Source organism: Spirosoma endophyticum (genome assembly GCF_900112365.1).
GTDB classification, from domain to species: Bacteria; Bacteroidota; Bacteroidia; order Cytophagales; family Spirosomataceae; genus Spirosoma; species Spirosoma endophyticum.
Genome location: NZ_FOLQ01000017.1, coordinates 1 through 24,663 on the forward strand (window position 1 = coordinate 1; position 24,663 = coordinate 24,663).

Annotated in this window: 21 protein-coding genes; all 21 read right to left on the bottom strand. The window is 49.8% G+C overall.

Annotation, left to right across the window (positions count from 1 at the left end; genetic code table 11):
* A partial coding sequence (locus BM202_RS27500) for an NAD-dependent epimerase/dehydratase family protein (protein ID WP_143100772.1) occupies positions 1 to 391 on the bottom strand: 391 nt, incomplete at its 3' end.
* Positions 392 to 468: 77 nt separating this feature from the next.
* Entirely contained in the window at positions 469 to 1,287 is an 819-nt protein-coding gene (locus BM202_RS27505) for a transketolase (protein WP_093832271.1), read from the bottom strand.
* A gap of 471 nt (positions 1,288 to 1,758) precedes the next feature.
* The gene (locus BM202_RS27510) at positions 1,759 to 3,450 is read right to left on the bottom strand and encodes an IPT/TIG domain-containing protein (protein ID WP_093832273.1); all 1,692 of its coding nucleotides are present in this window, start codon (positions 3,448 to 3,450) and stop codon (positions 1,759 to 1,761) included.
* A gap of 64 nt (positions 3,451 to 3,514) precedes the next feature.
* Positions 3,515 to 4,651 carry a glycosyltransferase family 61 protein gene (locus BM202_RS27515; protein WP_093832275.1) on the bottom strand — a complete coding sequence of 379 codons (1,137 nt, stop codon included), beginning with the start codon at positions 4,649 to 4,651 and terminating at the stop codon, positions 3,515 to 3,517.
* A 41-nt stretch (positions 4,652 to 4,692) separates the two neighbouring features.
* Positions 4,693 to 6,417 (bottom strand): FAD-dependent oxidoreductase, encoded by a 1,725-nt coding sequence (locus BM202_RS27520; protein ID WP_093832277.1) that lies wholly within the window; start codon positions 6,415 to 6,417, stop codon positions 4,693 to 4,695.
* The gene (locus tag BM202_RS27525) at positions 6,414 to 7,301 is read right to left on the bottom strand and encodes an aldo/keto reductase (RefSeq protein WP_093832279.1); all 888 of its coding nucleotides are present in this window, start codon (positions 7,299 to 7,301) and stop codon (positions 6,414 to 6,416) included. Before BM202_RS27525 ends, BM202_RS27520 begins: the two co-directional genes overlap by 4 nt.
* An 84-nt stretch (positions 7,302 to 7,385) precedes the next feature.
* On the bottom strand, positions 7,386 to 8,246 hold the full coding sequence (locus BM202_RS27530) for a class I SAM-dependent methyltransferase (RefSeq protein ID WP_093832281.1): 861 nt from the start codon (positions 8,244 to 8,246) through the stop codon (positions 7,386 to 7,388).
* 88 nt (positions 8,247 to 8,334) lie between these two features.
* Complete coding sequence (locus tag BM202_RS27535) at positions 8,335 to 9,630, bottom strand: glycosyltransferase family 4 protein (protein ID WP_093832283.1); 1,296 nt, start codon at positions 9,628 to 9,630, stop codon at positions 8,335 to 8,337.
* 2 nt (positions 9,631 to 9,632) lie between these two features.
* On the bottom strand, positions 9,633 to 10,517 hold the full coding sequence (locus BM202_RS27540) for a glycosyltransferase family 2 protein (RefSeq protein WP_093832285.1): 885 nt from the start codon (positions 10,515 to 10,517) through the stop codon (positions 9,633 to 9,635).
* Positions 10,514 to 11,773, bottom strand: a complete 1,260-nt coding sequence (locus tag BM202_RS27545; RefSeq protein ID WP_093832287.1) for an O-antigen ligase family protein — start codon at positions 11,771 to 11,773, stop codon at positions 10,514 to 10,516. Before BM202_RS27545 ends, BM202_RS27540 begins: the two co-directional genes overlap by 4 nt.
* Before the next feature lie 43 nt (positions 11,774 to 11,816).
* Positions 11,817 to 12,977, bottom strand: coding sequence for a glycosyltransferase family 4 protein (locus BM202_RS27550; RefSeq protein ID WP_093832289.1), 1,161 nt, complete (start codon positions 12,975 to 12,977; stop codon positions 11,817 to 11,819).
* The gene (locus tag BM202_RS27555; RefSeq protein ID WP_093832291.1) at positions 12,974 to 14,143 is read right to left on the bottom strand and encodes a glycosyltransferase family 4 protein; all 1,170 of its coding nucleotides are present in this window, start codon (positions 14,141 to 14,143) and stop codon (positions 12,974 to 12,976) included. Before BM202_RS27555 ends, BM202_RS27550 begins: the two co-directional genes overlap by 4 nt.
* Positions 14,144 to 14,172: 29 nt before the next feature.
* Entirely contained in the window at positions 14,173 to 15,081 is a 909-nt protein-coding gene (locus BM202_RS27560; protein WP_093832293.1) for a glycosyltransferase family 2 protein, read from the bottom strand.
* Positions 15,082 to 15,085: 4 nt separating this feature from the next.
* On the bottom strand, positions 15,086 to 16,465 hold the full coding sequence (locus BM202_RS27565; RefSeq protein ID WP_093832295.1) for an oligosaccharide flippase family protein: 1,380 nt from the start codon (positions 16,463 to 16,465) through the stop codon (positions 15,086 to 15,088).
* A 29-nt stretch (positions 16,466 to 16,494) separates the two neighbouring features.
* Positions 16,495 to 16,839: a cupin domain-containing protein gene (locus BM202_RS27570; RefSeq protein WP_093832297.1), complete on the bottom strand. Its 345-nt coding sequence runs from the start codon at positions 16,837 to 16,839 to the stop codon at positions 16,495 to 16,497.
* Positions 16,839 to 17,822 carry an NAD-dependent epimerase/dehydratase family protein gene (locus tag BM202_RS27575; RefSeq protein WP_093832298.1) on the bottom strand — a complete coding sequence of 328 codons (984 nt, stop codon included), beginning with the start codon at positions 17,820 to 17,822 and terminating at the stop codon, positions 16,839 to 16,841. The genes BM202_RS27570 and BM202_RS27575 overlap by 1 nt, the downstream gene beginning before the upstream one ends.
* Before the next feature lie 10 nt (positions 17,823 to 17,832).
* Positions 17,833 to 18,585: a WecB/TagA/CpsF family glycosyltransferase gene (locus tag BM202_RS27580; RefSeq protein WP_093832300.1), complete on the bottom strand. Its 753-nt coding sequence runs from the start codon at positions 18,583 to 18,585 to the stop codon at positions 17,833 to 17,835.
* A 72-nt stretch (positions 18,586 to 18,657) separates the two neighbouring features.
* Positions 18,658 to 19,335, bottom strand: a complete 678-nt coding sequence (locus BM202_RS27585) for a sugar transferase (RefSeq protein WP_093832302.1) — start codon at positions 19,333 to 19,335, stop codon at positions 18,658 to 18,660.
* A 76-nt stretch (positions 19,336 to 19,411) separates the two neighbouring features.
* Positions 19,412 to 21,709 (bottom strand): GumC family protein, encoded by a 2,298-nt coding sequence (locus BM202_RS27590; protein ID WP_093832304.1) that lies wholly within the window; start codon positions 21,707 to 21,709, stop codon positions 19,412 to 19,414.
* 40 nt (positions 21,710 to 21,749) lie between these two features.
* The gene (locus BM202_RS27595; protein ID WP_093832306.1) at positions 21,750 to 22,487 is read right to left on the bottom strand and encodes a polysaccharide biosynthesis/export family protein; all 738 of its coding nucleotides are present in this window, start codon (positions 22,485 to 22,487) and stop codon (positions 21,750 to 21,752) included.
* 637 nt (positions 22,488 to 23,124) lie between these two features.
* Positions 23,125 to 24,582, bottom strand: coding sequence for a right-handed parallel beta-helix repeat-containing protein (locus tag BM202_RS27600; RefSeq protein ID WP_093832308.1), 1,458 nt, complete (start codon positions 24,580 to 24,582; stop codon positions 23,125 to 23,127).
* Positions 24,583 to 24,663: the final 81 nt, after the last annotated feature.

Consider the following 24,663-nt stretch of genomic DNA (forward strand, 5'->3'; position numbering starts at 1 on the left):
CGGAGCTGCTACCGGCATGGATGTAGACCATGTGGGGGGTGCAGTTTTCCAGGATGTTGACCGTGCCCAGGACGTTGGTCTCGTAGGTGAGGCTGACGTTTTTTTGTTTGCTGTAGGCTCCATAAGCGGCCAGGTTGAAGATGGTCTTTGGCTTGATTTTGGCGAACACATCCTGGACGGAGGTGGGGGAGAGTATGTCGCAATGGACAATATTCTCGGGGGGTACGGCGAGGAGATTGAGACGCCAGGCTTTGGTGGCGTCGTGAGTAAGGGCGAAGACATCCTGTCGAAGGCGGAAGAGTTGCTCAAACAGGTTGGCGCCAATGAAGCCGCTGGCCCCGAAAACCACAATGGGACCATTCAGTTGAGTTATAGTAGCGGCTGGCAAAATAGGTGTAGATTGAGTGAAACAAGTCCCAAATAAGGGCTGGGAGAAAACCGGTCAACGTGTTGACCTTGTAAGTGGGTCTAGGCCACCGACGTAGCAAAATAGCGCTTCTGGACATCTGAGCAGGCCAGCTCATATTGATCGGCGGTCATGGGTAAATAGTGCCATTCGAGCCGGTTTTCCATATACGAAACCCCTTTGCCTTTTTCTGTCTTAGCGATCAGTACCTTGGGCTTTCCATTCGGTATGGCCGTCAGCCGGTCTACCTGTTCCAGTAATTCTGTTACGTTATGGCCATCGACTTCGGCTATATCAAAACCCATAGCAGACCAGGTATCAGGACTGGCCGTATCGCCCAGCACGTTAGCGGTTGTGTTGAAACCCTGTAAACCATTTTTATCAATCAGGACAATCAAATTATCCAGGCCATTCTGAATCGCGAAATGGGCTGCTTCCCAGGTTGTTCCTTCGTTGGTTTCGCCATCAGACATAAGTACAAACACACGGGAGTCGTCACCCAGTAATTTGCCCGCCTGCGCAATGCCCGTACCGATAGGCAGGCCGTGCCCCAACGATCCCGTAGCGAACGGAATGCTTCTATGCTTATTCGGAGCAGGATGAGCCGGAAGGGTTGTGCCATTTTGATAATAGGTCGCCAGTGCCTCGTCTGATATATCCCCTAAGTGATTCAGGCAAACGTAGAGCGCGGCAGCCGCATGGCCTTTCGAGAGCAAAAATGTATCCTGTTCACGTTTGCGTAGAACGAGCGTTGCCAGCATCAGGTCGATACAGCTAAGCGAACAACCAATGTGTCCGGCATGGGCCTGATTATAGAGGCTTAACAGGTTCAGCCTTAGCTGGCCCTGAAGTGTCTTTGTGTCGATCAATTCCGTTGTCAAAACTGTAGTCGATTAGTTGTATAAATGCCTCATTCACCAAACGTTGATCACAAGTAGATAATCGTCCTGGTGCTACGTTCTCGTATCACCGGAGATTACTTCAGAACGATTTTGAGAAGGAAACTAGCTACGGTAAGGCGTTTCTTACCCGCTTGACATGACTATAAATATAAGCTGGCAGTCGCCACCGCGGGAATTATACGATTGTATGGTGTAGCTTGTCGATTTAGTCAACGCATCGGTAGTTACTCAAATCCGTTAATCACAAACTAATTACACGCACTTAAATGCCAGCAGAGACATTTCCCTATAATTATTTGCCCGTAAAACAGCATATTTTACAGGATAGCCTATTCAGAAATTAACTGCCCAAATCACGTAAATACGATGGCATTTTATGCCGCAAAGCGTATGATCCAGCGTTAGGATGTGGTCCGTAAACCCTTCATGGCCTAACGCTGGTCTGACAGTCTACCGATCGTAATCGGTAGTTTGAGGTGTAAAGCTGGTCCAGCCCGACAGCCAGTTATCCGTGCCAAAAGCACCCCGGTACGTCACCGCAGTGAAAAACGAATCAGCCAGTTTTCCACCAGAGACAGCACCCGTTAGTAGCGGTGAACCCGACTGCGGCAGGAAATTTGGGGCGGATAGATTAAACGTCGATCCGTTCAACAACAGAGACGCCAAATCCGATGTCTGAATAACCTGATTTGACTGGGCGGTTGTGGTAAAATACGTCGTCGCCTGGGCGTTGGTGATGACGCCACCACCCACAACCGGCGTCAGTACGTTAGCCAGCACAATACCTTTTAAGTCAAGGGCATTGCTGGTTATGTTTGCCAGCGTACCCGTAGCGGTCCCATCCAGACGAACACCTTCAGGGTATCCGTAAATTACTGAATTGTAGATACTTGTCGCTGTATTCCGACGTAAAAATAGTCCGGATTGATAAAGACCTGTAGTCGGTGTGCTGCTAAAGGCGAAGTCGCTTATGTTGGCAAAGATCGGGGCCGTTTGCGGCAACCCATTTTGCCTGGTTAAGGGTGCCCCTGTGTTCTCGCCCGGATCGAAATTCTGCGACTCAAATCCGTTTGATCCCGCTGGCGATCCAACCGCCGGGTCACGTAGTGCGACGCCAAACTGTACCTTACCGGAGTATCCCCAGTCGGAACTCCAGTTATCATCGAAACTACGGTAAGCAACAAGATTTTTGGCGTTCACCGTTCCGCCGAACCAACTAAAGGCATCCCCGCTGCTGTACGAAACCTGAACATGGTCGATGGTGGTACCGTAGCCAACACCGTAAAGAGTCAGGCCATTCAGCCTGTCATTGGCTATAGTGGGTTGCGATGTCCCCGCAAATTCGATCCTGACGTATTGAAGAGTACCCGCATTATCATCGAATTCATTGTAGGTTTCGACGGTGCCGCGCACCCCACCCGCCAGGAGCGTTTCGCCCGGCCGGTTCAGGGCCGCTTTGCCAATCAGCACAATTCCGCCCCAATCGCCATACCCGCGCTGCCCGGCAGCTTTGGCCGACGTAAAGACAATCGGTTGGGTAGCTGTTCCCTGAGCAATTAATTTGCCCCGTCGCTCCACAATGAGTGTTCCGGACTGGTTTTTACCATTCGGGTCCCGATCGGCCCCCGCGCCTTTGATGATCGTTCCGGGCTGGATCGTCAGTGTATAATCGGCCGGGATGTAGACCAGGCCCCGCAGCAGGTAAATCGTATCTTTTTTCCAGGTTAAATTGGCGTAGAGCGTCCCCGATATCTCTTTCACGGGTTTGAGGGCTGGAATAGAGACCGTGAACGTAGCCGGACTCTGCGCGGTTTGGCCACCCGCCGATACCGAAACAGGGCCACTTGCCGCTCCGGCAGGTACCACCACCACCAGGCTTGTCGATGTAGCCGACACAATGGTTGCCTGAACGCCCCCAATGGTGATTGTATTGCTGGCGGGGTCTGTACTGAAATTAGTACCGCTAACCGTAATGGTACTGCCGACGGGTGCGCTGGCCGGGTCAATACCCGTGATCGTGGTTTTGGCCTGTGGCTGCGGATTGCTGGTATCCGTGTCGCTGTCGTGCTTACAGGCCGTGAATACCATCGTAAAGCTCAATAGCACGAGCAGTACGAATACTAGTTGCTTACAATTTTTCATAGTCATCGAGAATTTGTTGTTAATACTGTTTTATAGGCAATCTAACCCATACACGAGCTTTCGATCAGGCAATTTCATACCTGAATAAGTCGTTTAAACCCCGTTCGAACTGATCGATCGAGACAACGATATCGTCATCGACATGACTATGCCGACTCCCTCCAACCAGACCTGCACAATAGCCTGAATAACGTAGCCCCAGCAACTCCGCCAGGTACCGGAAATATTCTGGTACGTAGTTATCGGCGAATAGTTCGAGCAGATGTGTGCCCGGTCTGCACCAAAGCACATTAGCAAACGAAGCCCCATGCGGCCCAATGATGAACGATGCACCGGCATAGAGCGCAACTTGCTCAGCGATGCTTCTCGGCTGATCCTCGATAATATCGAAGCCATAGGTCGTCAATAAAGCAACCAGTGCATCCTCATTCAGCACACGGCGTCGTCCCGAACGCCTGATGTATATACGCCTGCCTGGTCCTGTCGGCTCAGGCATAACGGAACATACGTAGCGCCTGAGCGATAACACATCCGCCGGGTTGGGGTAAAACCAGCTGTTGTTGTCGCCCAGTATGGCTGTCGAAAAGCGAACCGTATGAGTCCGGCTATCAATCAAATTCTCCTGTCTGACACCCAGTATGGCCAGCAACTCACGCTCGAAGGTTGTATGCAGCAATGGGTACGCCACCGTTGCTTCGGCAAAGACTGAGGCAGGCAACGTGTCTTTGATGCGGCATAGTTTGGCCGCAACAAAAAACAGGTAATCGTAATAGCGGCCCCAATAATGGCTCCAGGGAGCAATCAGCATTGTGGTTTCATAATCGGGCCGTTGCTTTAGATTCAGCAGATCTTTAAACAAAGCGTTTGTACCGAAATCAGTATCAAGCACTTTATGGCCAAGCTTAAGACCACCCGACCGTAGCTGCGTAGCGTCGGAATGGAGATTATCAAGTCGCCAGACGTGTGTATGACCAGTGGCCACTTCCGTTTGATTGAATATCAACTTGCTACGTTCCGTCACGTCGGCCACTTTGGATAGCGTAATGTGATGCACCGGGCTCGAAGCCAGCTGGTACGGCCGCAGGTAATCTTCCGTCTGGGCCTTGGTCAGCAAGTCAAGGCCAAATGGTTTCGCCAGGATCGTCGACTGTTTTTTCAGACCATCACGAGCTTCATTTAACCAACGGTTTATCAGGGCCATACGCAGTTTATTTTAACAATCGCTTACGCGAAAATGGGTATCTAGTCTGTAATTTGAATGACACTGTTCCCGTATTCCGGCGCTCCAGCGAACTTCTTGTTAGGAATGAATGGCTCACGCAGATGATCAGCCAGCCGTAGCGCCTGCGCCACGAGGGTCAGGGTCGGGTTGGCATGACCACCCGTCGGGAACACCGAAGAACCCGCTACGTAGAGGTTATCCAATCCGTACACTTTCGAATTGCCATCCACAACCCCCGTTTGGGGATCATCAGACATGCGGGTTGTGCCAATGTGGTGTGCGGCTGAATTGAACGATTTGATCTGTCTGTCCAGATACTCACGTAACCCCTGCTCCGAATACCGTACATCACCCAGATTCTTTTTTCTGAAATTATCAACAAACAGGTTGTGGGCGTCCACGACCGATTCTATATCATCTTCTGTAAATGAGATGCTTACTTCCGCCCGTGGCATACCAAACGCATCTCTGGCCGACGAGGACAAAGACACACGACTTGCTCGGTTTGGGCGTTGCTCCGCCTGAAAATACAGGCCCCAATACGTAGTATTTTTCGCCGGAAGAACAAACGGCAGCCGCCGTTTGGCCATGCGTTTCAGCCCCAGTTGAATCAAGTCTGGAATCTGGGTCAGTCCATCCCGGGCAATTATACCCGCATGTTCCCTGACAGAAGGTGATAACTCCTGCCACTTACGCAATGCCTTGCCCACCGATTTCTGACTAACAATCGACAGCAATGATTTGACAACGTAGCGCGACGAAAACAGTACGTCCCGATGCCCATTCGTGGTGTTGGGATGATACAGAAAAAAGATCGTGTTCAGCAATTTTCGGGACGTCTGGGTAGCTTCCGGAATCCACCACCGCCGACGGCAATACACGCCCGCATCCCGTTCAAAATCGACGAGCAGTTCCTCCCGATTCTTAGGGTTGAGTTCGGCGTATGTGCCATCCAGATGCGCCATGTAGTATCGACCTACGTTGTCGTGCTGATTGCCGATGCCTGTCGGGAAATAGTGATTTGCCGATGCCAGCAGCAAGCGTGGGTTCTCGATTCCACCCGCTGCCAGCACAAACGAACCGGCCTTTACGGTGAAGCTGACGCCACCCATCGTTACGTCTACATGCGAAATGCGTTCGCTGGAATCCTGCATCTGCAACGCCCGAACGTGCGCATCCAGCAATACCTGAACGCTCTCACTGCGTTCTAATTCAGTCTTGTAGGCTTTCGCAAAATTGATCGGTGGACTCCAGCGTTCCAGCGGATACGATACGATATCCTCCGTATCTAAACCATTGATTATCTCCCGTTTCGCAGTGGGAAACGTGTCGTGCGCACTAAACGAAAAATCGCCGATCTGACACAGTTGAGCGGCCTGGCGATAGTAAGGCATCAGCGTTTCGTAGCTTAAAGGCCAGCCACTATCCGGCACCCAGGCACGCGGCTTGAAATCAATCGGCTCAAATGGAATACAACGTCCACCCCAAACGGCGGAGGCTCCCCCAAATTGCCGACGACGGTTTTCTTCCAGCGGCTCATGCGGCTCGGTCGGCGAAACGACACCCCGGTGCAAATCCTGATTGGCACTTGTTTCCGACCATCCGCCACCCGTTATCACCACCACGTTGATCGGCAGTTTCGACAACTGTAGCGCTATCGAAATAGCCGCTGGCCCACCGCCAATCAGGCAAATGTCGGCCTGGAGGACCTGCCCATTCTGGATGTCGTTTTTCGTGCGAATCATGCGAGCAGTTGGTTAAGCGTGGGCAAATAGCGGGGCAGGGCTTTTGTATAGTCCAGTGAAGCGATGTTATGCTTTAAATGCGCCAGATCACTGGTGCCAAACAAAACGGCATCTACTTTTTTCTCCGTCAATACGGCTGCAATCAGAAACTGAATCAGCGACATACTTTCCAGACCATCCATCTTACTACGTTCTGATGCGGTGGCGGCAAAACGGTCTACCAGCGATTTGTAGGGACGCAGCACCTGATTCGCCACGACCGGAATCTGATGCGCCCGACACAGGTCGATAATGGCGTTGGCGCTGTCATCATGCCAGGAAACGGCGGTTTGCACTAATTGAACCTGTCCACTACGGATGCCTTCTTCCACCACGCGATAGTCGTTCGTTGAAACGCCCGTGTATTCGGCCAACCCTGCCTGCCTGATCAGTTCCAGCCCTTCCCAGGCGTTGGTTCCGACCAGTTCATCCCAAACGGGCTCATGCAGCATAAACGCGTTGGCAGACTCTACGCCAAGCCGTTTGTTGCTTTGCCGGATGCTGTTAAGCAAGTAATTGGCGGTATAATTCTTCTTGACACCTGCTTTAATTTTTATCTTTTTACCGATCTGATTGAGTGGCGATAACCATTCCGGTGTATGAAACATGGGAATGCCCGCTTTGGTCATCACAAAAAACGACGACCGATTGCTGGCAATGCATTTATTGATAAGCCGTTCTGAATCACCCGACCCATACGTATCAGCCGTATCAATCAGGTTGATACAATTATCAGCGGCAAGCCGGATAATATCACCGAATTGGTCTGTTGATAAGCGGCTCCCCAGCGAACCAGCCCGACTCGTTCCGATACCTAACCGAGAAAGTTGCTTTAATAATATCATGATCAATATCCGATAAATGATAGCTGGATCAGACCAAATGGCAGGTCCGGAACATCACAAAAGATGAACGCTATAAATGAATTTTCAGGAATTAGTTTGCTGCATTACGCCTATGGAATTAGCCGTTGCCAATGGACCAGAAAGTGGTGGTTTTTTTCGGCCGAAAAACACTTTTCTGAAATTAGTAGCCATAGGTTTATTTGATAAAACGGGTGGAAATAGAACAAACCGTTCTGCCGTTTCTTTATCAAAATTTTTCTCGTTGATAGACGTAACGTCAAAGCCACTGTTTGTCAGCATATCGACGAAATCATCACCGTATATTCGCAGATGATCGTACTGACCAAATACCCGCTCCCGTTCCTTCGGACTTGTAATCGATAAATCTTCGATAGTATGTTTTAAATGATCTTTTTGCGGAACCGTAAAAATGCAATAGCCACCGGGCTTAAGCACCCGAAAGACCTCATCAATACCCGCCCGATGATTGGGTACGTGTTCCAGTACATCGCAGGCAATGACACAGTCAAATGACTCATCAGCAATGGCTTTCATGTCAGAAATATCGATATTATAATCAATGTTCTTGTAGGAATACCCATCCGTAAAAAAGTCTGCCGTCTGGTAGGAACCGGCATTTTTTCGAATTATTTTTTCGAGGAATTTTTCAGGGGCAAAATGTAAAACCTTTTTGTCCTTAATTATTTTTTTTAAATCGAATTCCTCTAATAACGAAAGTGAAGCTAACAGCAATCTATGCCGTACGGTAGAATAACATTTCGGACAGATACAATTTAAATGCCAGGGATCATCACTCAGTTTATTGGCTTTATAATGACAAATATTACATTCTACGTCGTTGCCCGCTACGTTGTAGTAAAGCTGCGTAGCGTCCAGGTAAACTTCCTTAGCACTTTCCTTGATTGTTTTCAGCACTTTTTTCATCGCTTTATTGGTTAATAGTGCTATCGTTATTTTTAAAATAGTATATAGTGAATCTACCTTAACTCAAATCCCTGTTAATAATATCCCGCTAGGATCTGTGTCTGTTCAGAGGATTCGCCGGAATCACGTCGGCTCTTTCGGCGGGTGCTTCCAGCGCCATTACGGCGGGGTACAGATCATCAATGAAGGTTCTGATTTTGGCATCCCACACCTGCGATTGCGCGAACGTGTAAGCGGCCCGTCCCATAGCCAATCGTTGATCAGGATGGGCAAACATCCACTCAATGGCTTTAGCTAACTCGGCGGTCACCTGGTCTTCATCCGATACAGTGACCTTTAGGCCCGTTTCGGGACTGACCAATTCCGCCTGACCGTGTAATTCGAGCGTTACAACGGGCAATGAGTACGCCATCGCTTCCAGTAACTGCATAGGGCAGGAATCGCGCAGGCTCGTGAAAACGAAGACATCCGACTGTCGGTAAAATTCTTTCACTTCATCGTACGACACATGCCCAGCCCACTTGACGCGATCCTGAACGCCGTAACGACTGATGTAGCCTGGCACCTGGTCAACCATTTCGCCTTTTCCCCCCACAATAGTTAGGGTAATGGGTAAGGCTGGATTAACTTTGCTGAATGCCTGAATGGTCAGTTCCAACGCCTTGCGGGGCATCAAGCGACCCACCCACAACAAGTTCATCGTAGTGCTGGCCTGCCGTTCAATAGGTTCAGATGGCAAAAACGAAGCACTTAGGCCCGCATCCAGCATCCGCTCGATTGGCTTGTTAGGGCGTTGACTTTTGGCCAGCTGATACGTATCGTCGTTGGTAACAATCACCCGACTGGCGGTTTTCAGGGTCTGATAAAAGCCGGGATTAGCATACTGAAGGAAGATACTCACCCAATCTCTCATCCATTCCCGCGACCAGTACTGACCGAAATACCGCTTCAACGCCTGAGGTGCCCGCTGCCCGCCACCGACTGGCCCGAAGATGAACGGCTTTTTCAGCTTGTACAGAAAACTGCCCAGCTGAATGCTGCCATACGTTACGTGATGCACCAGATCGAAGTCGTGCATTTTATCCAGTTTTCGACCAAGTTTGTAGGCCTTCCATTGCCAGTATAAATAATGAAAGTACATGCCTATCAGCCCTTTAGCACAAAACTTGTCGGCCCAATCGGGCATGGGAACGTAGTGAACCGTCAGGTTCGGGAAGAAGCCATTTGCCAGAACAGGATCAATCGCGGCCTGCCACTGGTGTTTGGTCAGGCAATGAATCCGATAGCCATTTTCGCTGAGCAACGTGGCGTAATTCCAGCCATTTCCCTCCTCCGACCCCGCATTTGGCAGGCAGGCATACGCCGATAACAATACGTTTCTCATGGCTAGATGGGTTTTACGGGTCGTAGTTTGCGCCGGATGAAGCCCGCACAAATGCGGGATATGTCGAACAGGAAATAAATGATCTTTGTCCGGGAATGGGTGATCGCAAACTGGTAGCGGATCTTCAGGTTAGTCGGCGATTTAAACGACGTAAACCCATTCCAGAACTCTTTCCAGCTGGCGCTGTGCGTAACCAGCGAGTTTGTCGCACTGACAAATTCGGAGACCGGACTCTTAGCACTGACAATCAGTCGATACCCTGCTTTACGGGCACGAACCGATAGCTCGATATCGGCCATGTAGTGAATGTAGTTTTTTGAATCGAACAGGCCGATTTCATCGAAAACGCGCATAGGAATCAGGGTGCCCCGACCCGGCAGTGAGTCCGATTCAATGTACGACGTCTGCCGAATCAACTCCCGATAATCGCAGTTATAATTCTCGGCCAGATGTTTACCCTTCGCTACGTATAGATCGAAGGTGGTACCCGCATATTCGAGTTTGTTGGGCTGTTCGCTATCCACACTCACCGAACCAACCAGGCACGGTTTGTGGGTCTGATATGTTTCCAGCAGCGTTTTCAGGTAATCAGGCTTTACGTACGTATCGTCGTTGAGCGTCAATACAAAATTCGCCTGGCGTTTGTCCTGGTGCTGCTGCGCATACCGTATGCCCCAGTTTGTCGCTTCGGCCCACCACAAATTCCCGTCGCCCCGTAGCACCACTACGTCAGGAAACTCCTGATGAATCATCTCGCTGGTTCCGTCCGTCGAGCCGTCATCAATCACAATAACCTGAAAATCACGATACGTCTGTACTGATAAACAGGCCAGGCATTGACGCGTAAATCCAAGGCGGTTATGAACGGGAATGACAATACTAATCATACGATTTCCTGATTTTTAACCAGCGCTACTGGCTGTGATTCTGAATAAGCTATCGTTTCCAGGTCGGAATCGTCGTCCTCCGTCAAATCAACGACCGGCCGCTTCAGGCCGTAAAACATACCAATGCCCACGACGGTCCAGTAATAAAGTGGTAGCTGGTAAGAGACACCGTAGACGATTCCGCAAATAATGAAGCTGAATAGTACGGCATGCTCCGTTGTGAACTTGTGGTTCCGCCGGTAGATGGTAATGAGTGTGCCAATGATGAGCAACAAGTTGATCCCCAGACCGACTGCTCCATAATTGTAGAGCATATCGACGTACTGGGAGTGGATGAACGTGCCCTTATCGGGAAATTCATCATTCCCCATTATTTCACCCCGATCGTAGCCCGCATACCGCCAGCCGAACAGGGGCCGCGCCGGAATTTGACTCAAATAAAACTCTGACTGCTCAATACGCCAGCTCCCGGTTTCATCTTCCTTCGGATCGAAAATGCCACCGATACTTTCCGCAAAAGCTTCCATTTTCTTTCCCGGCAACGACCCGGCCAGCGGCATAGCGATGATGACCAGAACCACCAGCATGATGAGGGTACGGCCAAGGGGTAAATTGGCCGATGCCAGCTTCCCAATGGCCGTCAGACCAATAACAACCGCAGCCGCTACGACGGCCGCCGTCATAACCGAGCGGTGCAGCAAAAAGACAATAAAGGCAAACGTGAACAGCGATTTCAGCAGATCCGAAATGGCGTGTTCTTTCAGGTAGTTTACCAGATAGTACACAAACGGAATCACTAAATACAGGGCATCAGGTGCCGCGGTTGTCCGGGTTTCGGCGGTCAGGGCGTAGCTGAAAAGCTGGCCTAACAAAATCTGGTTGATGAGGTAAAGCCCGAAAATGATGTAGACGACGTAACTGAATTTCAGCGGTTCAGCCCGCTCGACAACGTAATACGCCAGTAACGCCAACCCACAGAAGGCAAAGCGTTTGATAACAAAGTAGGAATAGACGTACTGGTTGTATTCATACTTTGACTCCAACAGCAACAGGATGACGCCCAGAAACAGCATCCAGGCCGCAATTTTATACAGGACCGGATACTTGAAATAGAACCCGACCAAGGCCAGTATCCCAACCAGCGTCAATCCGTTCACGGCTTTTTCAATGAACGGACTACCCGCATTGCCCCCATAGGCGATGGCGCTGACCCCAAACAGGAGGGCATACAGGGCGATTCGATAGATCCAGATCATATTGTTCGTTTCGTGTTACGTTCCTTAAGCGACGTAGTGGCGCTCAGGGGTTGGCTAAAACTTCCTGATAAATTGATTCCGTTATGTCGACAATCTGCTGCTGGTCAAACCGTTCGAGCGAAATTTCCCGAGCCTGTCTGGCCAGTGTATTTCGTAGTGACGTGTTCTGCCATAGCTGTTCCACTGCCTCGGCAATGTCAGCCACATTTAACGAGGTCAACAGGCCCGTTTCGTAGGACTTGACCAGCGATGAAACGCCCCCTACGTCCGACGCCACAACGGGCAATCCCGCCAGTTGTGCCTCGCAAACGCTGTTCGGGCTGTTATCGATGTAGGAAGGGTGAAGCAGACAAAAGGCTTCGTGATACGTATCCCACAGTTGCGCGGCCGACAGCATACCCCGATGCTCAATGTCGTCGGGTTTGATGTTGTGCAGCGACAGTTTATCGACCAGTTTGAGCAGCGATTGTTTGCTGCCCGACCCGGTGACAATCAGTCGGATAGGGATTTTCTTTCGCAGCATGTCGACCGTCTGAAGGGCTTCGCTAATTCCCTTGATGTAGTTGTCGCCCCCCACAAACAGGACCGCATTTGGCTCTCTATCCGTTGCCGGCTGAATGGCGGTATAAAACTCCGGCCGGAGCAATTCCCAATTATGATGAATCACAGCCTTGGGTTGCATGGTACGTACCACCGACTTATCCCAGTGAGTCCGGCAGATAAAATGCTTCACGGTGGGCATGAACCGTTTCTCATAATAGCCCGCCACCAACCAGGCCAGGTGCCGGTATTCGGGCCGCTTCGGCAGGTGTTTGTAGTACTCCCGAGTGAACCCCTGCGCCGACAGCACTTTGGGGATTTTCACATTAGCGCCAATCACATGGTACTGCTGTTCCGCCCCGTGGATGTGCATTAAATCGTACTCGTTTCCTACGTCTTTCAGGTAGTTCTGAACCCGTTTGATACGTCCGGAAAAAGCCCGGAGAACATCCCGCTTGTCTTCGGGCACTTTGATAAATACATACTTAATGCCTTTATGGACAACCTCTTCGTCCTGCGCAACATAAGGGTTGTAGCTAAGTATTGTAATGTTTGCATCCCCCTTTTCTACCAGTTTATGGGCTAAAGACGTAACCCAGGGTACGGGATGACCACCACCTGACTTCAACGGATGCGGGACGGCAGCGAGCCATAGTAGGTTCATAATTCGACGACTGGGTTGAGTGTATTACGTAGTGGTTGGCGCCCCATTATGGTCTCCGTGTAGAAGGCTAAATGTTTGTCGATCATGACATCCAGATTAAACCGGTTACGCGCGAAGGCCAACTGCTCTTCGGCCAAAACTGCCCTGGTTCGGGCGTCCTGGTAGTTGAGAATTACATCCGCCATCTCGGCTGCGGTGATTGATACCGGAAGCAGACCGGGTCCTGTTCGGTTGAATTGTTCGGGAATGCCGCCCGTGGCCAGAGCAAGCACCGGCGTTCCGGATGCGATGGCTTCCGTAATGCTATAGCCCCATGATTCATTCAGGGCTGTGTGTACGTATAAAGAAGCCTTTCTCAGGTAATCCGGTACGTTCGTCTGGAAACCCAGAAAATGAACGTAGTCCTGAAGGTTCTTTTCGTGTACGAGCTGTTCCCACTCCCGGCGCTTGGGGCCTTCACCCAGTAGCCAGACCCTGAACCTGGTTAAGCCCCTTGATCGAAGTTCATCGGCGACCTCAATGAGCAGCCGTTGATTTTTCCGTTCCTCCAGCGTTCCTACACTAATGATAATAAAGTCGTCGCTTTCGTGCCGGGGCTGTTCGGTCGGGAAGACAACCCCATTGTGAATGACTTCGCAGACAGCCCCTTGTGGCCGCAGGAAAGCCGAGGTACGTTTGATATAATCTGATACCGTAATGAACGAATCGTTGTGGTTGAACACGTAGCGATACCAAGTAGCCAGGCGCTTATGTGTCCAGTCACTTAGCTGAAAACCCAGTTTATACTCGGTGAGTGGATCATCGTTGAAATGGCAGGTCATTACGACGGGAACCCGTTTGGCCAAACCCAGTGAAGCTCCGGCCCCGGCCGTAGCATCCTGTGCATGAACGAGATCGAAGGCATCGGCGCCCTTAGCCCGCACGGATACCCAGACGCTCATGAAGTTTTCCAGCTCAAACCAGAGTACCCGGCCGTTCTGACCAAATAGAGCCGCTAGTTTACGTAGCAGGCCAATGATTTTTTTGGGCAGAAAGGGGGTATCGGCCGGCGTAATGAGCTGCACCGATTCGACCCGGCCCTCAAGTTGGTCGAGCAGTCGGTTATAGTGCGCCGTTACCCCTGTTTTTGAGGTTTGCGTGGTCGATGAAACAATCAAAACGCGCATAGTTGATTCGTCTAAATCGGCGTACCGATTTATTTATTCAAAAGTCGATACAGCTTTACCGTCAGGATACCCCCCGGTTGCTTGCGGAAATTATTGAACACGCTGTCCAGAGCCGCTTCTCCATAAAGTAAAAAGTTGTAGAGTCGGTTGGCATGTGTACCGCCAATCTGCCCCAGCGTAGCCCGTGCCGACCACTTCATGAATACCATGAATCCGTAGCTGTCGCCGTGGATGTTCTGAAACACGCGTCGCTGGTTTCGCACGGCGTAATATTGCTTCCAGGCACCGGGCCAGGGAATACCGTTCCGGTCGAAGGACGGGGGGTGGTAGAAGATGGAACTCGGTACGGTAACCACCGGATAACCCATTTTCTGAACGCGGGTCATGTACTCCACTTCGTCGCCCCAGATAAACAATTTCTTATCGGGTAAGCCAACGTTTTTGACCACCTCCGCACTCACCAGCGTACCGTTGAAAAAGAAAGCGACACCGTAAACCAGATCATAGGGCGTCATATCTGCCACTTTCCGGTAGCTCCGGTTGGGACGATCGACGTAAAATGCCAATTCGCTATGATCCTTATTACTGACCGACACGCAGTTTTTAATGCATGGGCCAATATTAGGCGACGTCATCAGTGCTTCGAGCGCATCGGGAGCGGCCAGACAATCGTCGTCCATACACCATAGCCAGTCGAACCCAGCCTGATAGGCCGTGTCGATGCCGGTTGCAAAGCCACCGGCCCCGCCTAAGTTTGGCTGGGTCACAACCCGAAGACCGGTTTGCTCTGCCAGCCATTCGCCGGTGCCATCGGTGCTGCCATTATTAATGACAATGATGGCTTCGAGCGGTCGTGTTTGTTCACGAAGGCTAACGAGGCATTTCTTTAAATCTTCGAGCCGGTTGTAGGTCACAACTACGGCAGCTACGGTTTCCATATTACTATCTTTGTTTAAATAAGATTGCTAACCGGTTTTTGCTGAAGCTAATAGCTTCCCGCATGTACGCCAGTTGAACAACCTGAACCCCTTTACTACGTAGGTAGACGTACATCGACAGCGCGATATAGGCTTCGGCGGCTACCCACGCATAAGCGGCTCCAATAAATCCCATTTTCTGAATCAGCAGGGAGTTCAGCGCCAGACCCACGACGGAGCCGATGGCTGTAATACGAAAAAAAGCCTTGTCCATCCGCAGATTCAGCATGGTGTGCAAACCCAGCAGATTGCTGACACCGATCAAGATGGGCAATAGGGACACAATGCGTAAAACCAGGATCGCATCATGAAATTTATCACCGTAAAAGAGGGTGATAAACACAGGAGCGATGACCCACAAGACCAGTGACACGACGGTCATAAAAGCAACCAGCGGAAAAAAAGTCGTTCGAACCACGCGCAGTCCGTCTTCCCGGCCACTACCAAAGGCACTGGCCACAATGGGGAAAAAAGCTTGATTCAGGCCCAGCGAAACAAACGAGCGGGCGATGCCTTCCAGCCGCGAACCGGCCGAAAAAATCCCTACGTCATAGGCATTGCCCAACAAGCCCAGCAGAAAAACGGTCGAACCTGCGTAGAGCGTAATCATGACCGACGAGAAAAACAGCGTACTGTCCTCCCGAAAGCGGGTGATCAACTGGGCGATCGATGGCCATGTAAATGTCAGATCAAATCGACGTAGCGCTACGTACAAGGCAACGACGCTGACCACTACCTGCGCCACACTGATCGATAGATTCTGGTAGATGTAATCGTCGGGCTGCCGGATCAGCAGAAAAACGGACAGCGTAAACAGAATTTTTACCCCAAGATTGAACATCGCAACCCGTCCCAGATCTTCCATCGCCTGATAGATCCAGATCGGGAACAACACCACGCCGATGCAGGTGATGTAGGTGCAGGTGTGCAGCACAATATGGGACCGAAAGTCAGGCGTAAACCAGGTGATGCCCGCAAAAACAAGGGTTGACAGTATCCAGAGCAGGGTCTTACCCGCAATCACTTCGCTGAACGTCCGGTTAACCAGCGCCTTGTCGGTCCGGTTTGCGGCTATGGTTCGAACCGCCGACATTTCGAATCCGTAGTTAATCAGGAGCGTGAAGTAAGCGACGTAAGCCTGCGAAAAGTTAAGTAGTCCCAGGCGCTCTGGTCCAATAATGCGCACCACGTAAGGCACCGTGAGCAGAGGCAGCAACATATTCGCCACGTTGACGCTAAAGAGAGACACTACGTTAATCGCAAAGCGCTTTAACGTAGCTCTCGACAGCGTTTTGGCTGTTTCTTGTTCTGTCTCTACAGCACTGGTTACCTGGTCACTTACCATGTTTTTTCGTTATACCCGTTCAATCTTACCTACTCGGTAGCCACCCCAAAATAAACATACTCCAAAGGAACATCGCCGGTCGCTTCAAGCCGATGCAGAATACCCGCCGGAATCCTGACAAAAACCCCCTGCTGCAACGCAATTTTCTGATTGCCAATCGTATACACGCCAATTCCCTTTAAGAAAAAGAAACACTCTTCCATTGTCGGGTGCATATGCAATTCGCAGTAGTCCGTCCGGGAAAATGAGCCGTAAGCCACCTGGGTTAAGTCGGTAGACGTATCACCATATCGGAGAAATACCTGCTTGGTGCCCTGAGCGTGAGCCGTACGCTCACACTCAAGGTCAGCAAGTGATGCGGTAATCCGTTCCATCAGGCTTCGACAAGTGCGGGCACTTTCTTTTGAATCTGTTCCGAAATCCAGTCATAAGTTTTCTCAACACCTCTGCGAAGGGGTGTGGATGGTGCCCAGCCTAATTTCTGCTGAATCAGATGGTTGTCGGAGTTGCGGCCCCGCACACCCAATGGTCCCGGAATATTATTGATAGTCAGGTGTTTACCCGAGATGTCGATAACCATTTTCGCGAAATCATTCAGCGAAATCATCTCTTCCGAACCCAAGTTGACAGGGCCCGAAAAATCAGAGTTCATCAACCGCCGGATACCTTCTACGCACTCATCCACAATCAGGAACGAGCGGGTCTGCTGCCCATCGCCCCAGATCTCGATCGAGCCGCCATCCTCAGCCATTGCTACTTTCCGACAGACCGCAGCGGGTGCTTTTTCGCGACCGCCATCCCAGGTCCCCTGTGGACCGAAGATGTTGTGGAACCGGGCAATACGTACCTCCATGCCGTGGTTCTTCTGGTAGGCCAGAAACAGGCGCTCCGAAAACAGCTTTTCCCATCCATATTCACTATCGGGGGCCGCCGGATAGGCCGACTCCTCCGAACATTTCGGATTATTGGGGTCCATCTGGTTATACTCCGGATACATGCAGGCCGACGACGAATAGAATATTTTCCGGACACCTTTATTCTTGGCCGCTTCCAGTACGTTCAGATTGCAGAGAATTGAGTTGTGCATGATAGCCGCATCGTTTGTACCCGTAAAGACGAAACCTGCCCCGCCCATGTCGGCGGCTAACTGGTAGATTTCGTCAAGGTCGGCCGTCACAACTTCGTCGGCAATGACGGGGTCTCTCAGATCGCCAATGATAAACTCGTCGGCATTATTGTTATCGTATTCATTCTCTTTGATGTCAACACCGCGAACCCAGTATCCTTCCGATTTGAGTCGGTTAATAAGATGGCCACCAATGAAGCCACCACCACCACAGACGAGCGCTTTTTTCATAAATACTTGATTATTTGAGGGATGAGAAGATTTCTTTCAGGTTGAGAAAAATGAACAGGGGAACGACTTCCAGATAGCGTCTGTAGAGTCGTTTTGGCTCGGCCATCAGCCGAAAGAGCCATTCTAAAGAGAGTTTTTGCATCCAGCTGGGTGCCTGCCTGACGCGATCGGTATGAAAATCGAAAGCCGCGCCAACGGTTACAATGAAGTTGACATCCACGTATTGCGCCAGACGTCGGGCAAACCGCTCCTGCTTGGGTGTGCTCAGGCCAATCCAGACGATGTTCGTGCCGGCGTCCATGATCCGGTCTGCCAGGGACTGGAATTCGTCATCGGCCATCTCCCGAAAGGGGGGACAGAACGTACCGACAACCTGGTAATTACCGAACTTCCGACCAACGGCGGCTTTGAGTTCATCAGCAACGCCGTCCTGCCCTCCGCAGAAAAAGTGTTTAATGGACGACTGGGCCGATTCCCTCAGTACTTCCCTGAAAAAATCGGGACCGTAACAGCGCGTCATACGTTTGGCGCCTTTTAGTTTTCCAATCCATACGCCGGGCATCCCATCGGGAAGGTTCCAGTAAAATGAATCCAGCACCGATTTAAACTCCGGTTCCTTGAAGGCGGTAACTAATCCATGCGCACCGGTTGCGCTGATGCATTTATTTTCGCGAGGCCATATAGGGTCGCATCGCAAGAGAATCCCCTGCACAGCCGAATCCAGTCCGGCATCGAAGAGGTTAACTTGTAGTACTTTGGTCATTGACACTGTCGATTTTATAGTGTTTGTGGATATTGTTTGAGCGAAATCACGTAGCGCAGGAAGTTTCCCGGCTTAATAGGCATTTTTGTTACCTCGAACGGCTGCCGTAATCGTCCACCAGCATATCGTTGCATCCAGGCGTGTCGATTGACGGCGGATATACAAATGGTCATAGCGAACCCGACTCTTCATTTTATGAATCTCGGCGGTTTCGCCCCGCGCACCCCGTGCCTGAGCCAGGCCCGTAATGCCAGGCCGAACAATGTAGCGCTCTTTGTAGCCTGGCATCGTGTTCCAGTGTTCCGCATCCAGTGGTAAGGGATGCGGCCGAGGTCCTACCACGCTCATATGGCCCGCCAGTACGTTCAGAAACTGCGGCATCTCATCCAGATTCGTTTTGCGCAGGAACTTCCCGATCCGGGTTACACGCCGATCATTTGGGGTAGCCTGCCGAAATGGTACATTCGTTTCATAGGTCATGGTCCGGAATTTCAGGCACGGGAAGATCCGTCCTTTACGTCCGGTCCGCATCTGTATGTATAGCGCAGGACCTGGAGAACTTAATTTGATCAATAGGGTAAGTAGGGGTATAAGCCAAATGAGAATAAAGGCTGTCACTAAACTGGCAATTGTGAGATCAAATGCCCGCTTTTTCAGGCCAGCAATCAGTAATCTAATTGTATAGGGTCTTACCTGAACGTCCTGGTTCAGGTACAGTTGAACCGTTTTTTCGCTGGTAGATGCCTCCATAAGAGTCAATGTTTACACACAATAAGGGTGACTTACCCCAGACAGGGTGAGGTAAAAACAGAAGTCCTGAGCTACGTTATCGGTACGAGTAGCTATTTTTATATCGGTGGTTGGAGTGGTACGACTCACTGTCGTTCACTGCATTAAGAATAATACGCATATTCTTAAAGCGCTGCTCACGGTAAAGCACATCCAGTGTTTTGAGGCTGTGCTTAGGCGTTACACCATGACGAACAACAAACAGTGTTGTATCAGCGTAGGGTGCCACGACCTGGGCATCTGTGACAATACCAATCGGAGGGGCATCGAGAATAACATACGAAAACCGCTCGCGTAACATGCTGAGCATTTGCTTAAACATGGGGCTACTCAACAACTCCGAAGGGTCTGGTGGGAGAGGACCACTCGGAATAATAAAGTAATTGGGGTGACCCGGTATGGGCTGAAGAACATCATCCAGGGTTGCTTCGCCGTTCAGGTACGTACTGAGACCAACGGTGTTATTGATGTTGAACAAGGGATGCAGTTTGGGCATGCGCATGTCCATTTCCAGGATAACCGTTGGTTGCCGCAACAGGGCCAGACTTGCTCCCAGATTCAGCGAAATGAATGATTTCCCTTCCCCGCTGATACTGGACGTAAACAGCAGCACCTGACTTTCGGTGTCTTCTCCTTTCCCGAGGTGAAGATTTGTCCGGATGCTTCGAATCTGTTCGGCCAGTACCGACTGATTATGGGGAGCCACCACGAGCACATCCCGCTGCCGTTTGTTCATTATTTCGCCCAGGATTGGAACCTGCGTGTTGTCTTCGACATCGTTCCGTAGCAGAACCCGCGTGTTTAGCGCACTTCGCCCGGCGATTGCGGCCGTCGGTACCAATAAACCCACTAAACCAAACAGTGCATAAATAACTACTGCCACTGGTTTGACCGGACCTGCACTACTCTTGGCCACTTCGATAGTGCGGCTATCGGCAATGGCTGCGGCAAACGTAACCGCCATTTCTTCCCGTTTCTGAAGCAGATACGTGTATAGCTCATTTTTGATAGCCTGCTGGCGCTTGATATCCGTTAATTCCCGCTCCTGCTTTGGAATGGTACGAATAACATCTTCGAGTTTCTGGCCCTTAGCCTGATATTGTTGTTGTGAACTCGTCAGCATAGCCTTCATGGTACGGATATTCTGACTGATGTTGTTTTTCGTAGCCCTGATCTGACTATCGACGGTTTGCAGGAGTGGATTCTCTGACGACGTGGTCTGCATCAACTGATCGTGCTGGAGTTCCAGTTGCGATAGTTTCTCGATCTGGCCCAGCAGCACGGGATCATTCAAGCCTACAGTGGCAGGAGTACTCCCCCGTTTATCGGACTGTGTATCAATAAATTGCTGCAGATCGTTAAGAACAGCCAGCTGAATACTTACCTGATTGAGTTCCGAATCATTCTGCTGCGTAGTTTGCAGAAACGACTGAGCCTGTGCGCTGAGGTCCGTAATGCCCAGCGTCGATTTGTATTTTTCCACGTTCTTTTCCACACCGGCCAATTCACCGGCCACCATACGTAGCCGATTTTCAACGAAACGGAGCGTATTGGTCGCTACCCGGTTTTTATCCGTGATCGCGGCCTGGTTGTATTCATTGATGAGACCATTCAGAATGGCTTCTCCTTTTTGAGGAACCGCATCTTCGATGGTTAAGTGAATAACCGTTGAGGTTTTGCTGGTTGGTTCAGCTTTCAGGCTGCTCAGGTACATATCCACCGCAGAAGCCTGTGGCATTACCTGTACCAATAATGGCTCCTTAAAGCGACTTACCTGCTGCCGTGTGAGAATACGCAACTTGCCATAGGGCGTCTGTATGGACTGATTGAGTGGATAAGGCTGGTTGTTAATCCGTACGGTTTCACCACCGGGAAAATCGAGCTCCAGCGGCTTTTTATAAAGTTCAGGCTTGCCTGATTCGACAAGTACCCAAACGGGCGATTCCGTGTAGATTTCGCGTTTCCCGAATGAGGTTTTCCGGAAATACCGTGCGTCTAAATGAAGTTTCCTGACCACACCATCCATCAAAGTCGATGAACGAAGTACCTCCAGCTCATTTTCGACTACCTTCTTGGGAGAATAGCTTTCCAGCTCTTTTAAGGGAGTTGTTTGGCCATTGCCTCTTTTGTCATCCTGAAGCAGTAAACTAGCCTGAATCCGGTAAGTGGGTTGCTTATACAACAGATAAACATAAGCTCCGCCCAAGGCAAGACACAGCGATAGTATAAACCACGGCCATTGGCGAAGATACGGTAACAGGTACGTTCGCAGTGACATACTTTTTGAATCGACCATCTGATAGGGTGTATAAGAAGGTGTGGTTTTAGAAGCCATATAGTTAATTTATAACGTTGGGTATTCTCTATTTTCCGAGTTACTGTCGAGTTGCGATGATGGCAATCAGCGATAAAATCCCGATTGCAATAGGAGCGAGCAAATATGTCTTGTCTACACTGGTGCCCCGAATTTTGTCGGGCTCCACATAGATGACATCATTAGGATGAAGCGAATAGTAAGGAGACCGGAACGCATCACGACGAGTTAAATCCACTCGGGCAAAAACGCGCTGGTTGCCTTCTTCCCGAACAATGAGTATGTTGTTACGTCGACCATAAATCGTCAGATCCCCGGCAAGTCCCAGCGCTTCAGGCAGGGTTATCTGCTCATTGGGAATCGTAAACAGCGAGGGGCGGGTCACCTCACCCAGCACCGAAATTCTAAAATTCAGATTACGAACATTAACCGTTGGTTCTTTAAGATAAGTTGTCAGCTTACTACGTATGAGATCACCGGCTTTAGCGTTTGTCAGATTTACCACGGTCAACTGACCAACGAGTGGCAGTTTAATGGTCCCATCTGTATCGACTAAGTAGCCGGATGTTCGCGCCAGTGGATTCGTGGAGGAAACCGTTCCATTGCCATCGGCGACCGCTGTTGGGTTAAAGTAGGCTGACGCTTCGGAATTGAGGCTGCTCACCTGCACCGAAAGAATATCTCCTTTTTTGATCGTCGGCGTAAATTGCTCCGGCATGGTAACCGTATCTTCGCGACTCGTCGAACTTTGGAAGTAAACCAGTTTTTTGGCTGATGTACAGCTTTGAAGTAAAGTCATCCATAGGATTATAGCAGTTAGGATAGCTAAAAAACGGATTGGTGTTTCTTGTACTTTTTTTACCACGCTACTTTTTTTATTAGGTTGACTTGTTCGTTCTCTGCTGGTTTTCTAGCCGAAAAAGAACAGTAAATAATAGCTTATCATGCTGATAGATATCATTCAGTGTCTGCTAGTATCTACTATAAATTTAAAAGAGTAGTTTGCTGAGACCAAACAGTATTGGGTGATATTACCATGTGGTATAGACACTTATTAGTTACTTTTTATCGCTTGATTTTGCCGTTAAAATTTATTTTTGTTTCCTTATTTTTATTTTTATAAATAACTCTATGATATTAATTTGATGACAAATGTGAAAATTAGTAGTAATGCCACTTAAGAAATTAACTCAGTTTTTGGGCTAGTATACCTAAACTACTGGCTTCAACAGGTAGCAATAAGACTACTTAAACTAATACATGAATAAGACTTCATTGATTGGGCACGTTGCGTATTCTATATTAATTAGGATTTTAAGGTGAAGGTATGATCATTGCACAATTCTTAGAGAAGGCCATCTCGCCAGCAGGGTGTTGATAAAGCCATTTGCTACCAACACCCTGGTCAACTGAACAAGCCCATTTATGAATATTTATCAGGGAATAGGCGCTCCGGATTCATCGTAATTCATCGAAGCGGCCAGGCTTCCTCCCAGCACAGCCTCATAAGGCTTACCACCATTTCCTTTTATCAACTTATTGTTTGTAAGTGTGTTGTTGATGGATTTGCTGCCATAGGCTACGAACGTAGCCTGATTTTCCGAATTGCCCTTATTGGACAGGGTGTTGCGACTAAAGGTGTTATTGGGCGTATTGTCGCAGATCACCGCTTTGTTCGATAAGCTCTCAATCGTATTTTCGGTGTACATGCCACCCGCCGATGAGTGAGTCAATTCCAGCATTCCGGACATGTGGAAGTCATTCTTGCTAAACGTAGCAGCCCCGGCATTGTATAGTTGCACACCGCCCGTACAAAGTCCTACAGTTGAATTGCCCGTAATGACCATTCCACCAACAACAGTCCCATTGCCATTGCCGTCGTTGGAGCCTTCGAGGAATTTATCGAACACACCCTCAAACTTATTATTCGTAATCGTAACGTTTCGAGCCGCCCCCGCTATTTCGATGCCGAACAGGCTACAGTTTTTGATTAGATTGTTATCGACCATCAGTCCGGTCAACGGGCCTGAGAGGGAAAGTCCAAAATGGCAATCGTGAAAGTTATTATCACTGACGGTTATATTTTTTCCGGCGTAGATATTGTAGTTATCATGATTGAAAATCTCACAGGCCATGCGTTTAGCCTGAACATTGTTGTTACGTACGACAATATCGGTTGCTGTTTTTCCGGCCTGGATCTTTAGTGTCATCCAGTTTGTACTGTCCTTAGCCGCAGCATCGGAACTGGTACAGTTCTGAACCGTCAGGTCAGAAACCGTAGGACCGTCTATATAAATCACTCCGTATACGCCAGTCTGTCTGGACGTTACGTTCCAGGACAGGCCATCGAATAAGACATGTTGTAGCGGGAGGCTGGGGTCTTCGGCATTGACGAAACTTACGTAGGTTTGGGGTAACGTAATGAGTACTTTTCCAGGATTGGCCCGGACGGTCAGATTGCTTCTTATCCGGACGGACGTTAGCTGGGTATAGTTGCCATCGGGAATTATCAACTCATTTGTAGCAGTTACGGCAGTTTGTAATTCGGGGCCGATGTCGGCATCAGACGGTTCTACGCCAAACCAGAACACGTTAGCTGACCCGGTAAAATTCCGCTTATAACGGTGTCCTTTAACCGTGACCAGTGTAACGCCCATGTTGTCCATGCTGGTCAGATCGGCTTCATCGAGTGTAAACTCGCCTTCCCTGCCAGCATCCGTAATCAGGACTTTGTCGGGGATAACGGACGCATTGAGCGTCCGTAATTGAGCAATGGACATTGTGTCGACCCGGTGCACGACACTGTCAGGGGCCGGGTCTGTGGGCTTACAATGAGCAAATACAACGAGCGCCAGTAACAGAGCGCCGAACCGGAGCAAAACGAAAGGATTCATAACGATACGTATAAAAAATGAGCACACTGACTCCTGCCAGAAATTGGTAGGTATCTGACGCGGGTAAGATAGATTTTAAGA

What these genes read in the sequence shown, in the direction of transcription:
- BM202_RS27520 (WP_093832277.1), bottom strand. Translation starts at nt 6,417, where the DNA reads ATGATTCGCACGAAAAACGACATCCAGAATGGGCAGGTCCTCCAGGCC.
- BM202_RS27550 (WP_093832289.1), bottom strand. Translation starts at nt 12,977, where the DNA reads ATGAACCTACTATGGCTCGCTGCCGTCCCGCATCCGTTGAAGTCAGGT.
- BM202_RS27580 (WP_093832300.1), bottom strand. Translation starts at nt 18,585, where the DNA reads ATGACCAAAGTACTACAAGTTAACCTCTTCGATGCCGGACTGGATTCG.
- BM202_RS27560 (WP_093832293.1), bottom strand. Translation starts at nt 15,081, where the DNA reads ATGGAAACCGTAGCTGCCGTAGTTGTGACCTACAACCGGCTCGAAGAT.
- BM202_RS27540 (WP_093832285.1), bottom strand. Translation starts at nt 10,517, where the DNA reads ATGATTAGTATTGTCATTCCCGTTCATAACCGCCTTGGATTTACGCGT.
- BM202_RS27530 (WP_093832281.1), bottom strand. Translation starts at nt 8,246, where the DNA reads ATGAAAAAAGTGCTGAAAACAATCAAGGAAAGTGCTAAGGAAGTTTAC.
- BM202_RS27545 (WP_093832287.1), bottom strand. Translation starts at nt 11,773, where the DNA reads ATGATCTGGATCTATCGAATCGCCCTGTATGCCCTCCTGTTTGGGGTC.
- BM202_RS27510 (WP_093832273.1), bottom strand. Translation starts at nt 3,450, where the DNA reads ATGAAAAATTGTAAGCAACTAGTATTCGTACTGCTCGTGCTATTGAGC.
- BM202_RS27570 (WP_093832297.1), bottom strand. Translation starts at nt 16,839, where the DNA reads ATGGAACGGATTACCGCATCACTTGCTGACCTTGAGTGTGAGCGTACG.
- BM202_RS27575 (WP_093832298.1), bottom strand. Translation starts at nt 17,822, where the DNA reads ATGAAAAAAGCGCTCGTCTGTGGTGGTGGTGGCTTCATTGGTGGCCAT.
- BM202_RS27555 (WP_093832291.1), bottom strand. Translation starts at nt 14,143, where the DNA reads ATGCGCGTTTTGATTGTTTCATCGACCACGCAAACCTCAAAAACAGGG.
- BM202_RS27590 (WP_093832304.1), bottom strand. Translation starts at nt 21,709, where the DNA reads ATGGCTTCTAAAACCACACCTTCTTATACACCCTATCAGATGGTCGAT.
- BM202_RS27515 (WP_093832275.1), bottom strand. Translation starts at nt 4,651, where the DNA reads ATGGCCCTGATAAACCGTTGGTTAAATGAAGCTCGTGATGGTCTGAAA.
- BM202_RS27525 (WP_093832279.1), bottom strand. Translation starts at nt 7,301, where the DNA reads ATGATATTATTAAAGCAACTTTCTCGGTTAGGTATCGGAACGAGTCGG.
- BM202_RS27600 (WP_093832308.1), bottom strand. Translation starts at nt 24,582, where the DNA reads ATGAATCCTTTCGTTTTGCTCCGGTTCGGCGCTCTGTTACTGGCGCTC.
- BM202_RS27585 (WP_093832302.1), bottom strand. Translation starts at nt 19,335, where the DNA reads ATGGAGGCATCTACCAGCGAAAAAACGGTTCAACTGTACCTGAACCAG.
- BM202_RS27595 (WP_093832306.1), bottom strand. Translation starts at nt 22,487, where the DNA reads ATGACTTTACTTCAAAGCTGTACATCAGCCAAAAAACTGGTTTACTTC.
- BM202_RS27565 (WP_093832295.1), bottom strand. Translation starts at nt 16,465, where the DNA reads ATGGTAAGTGACCAGGTAACCAGTGCTGTAGAGACAGAACAAGAAACA.
- BM202_RS27535 (WP_093832283.1), bottom strand. Translation starts at nt 9,630, where the DNA reads ATGAGAAACGTATTGTTATCGGCGTATGCCTGCCTGCCAAATGCGGGG.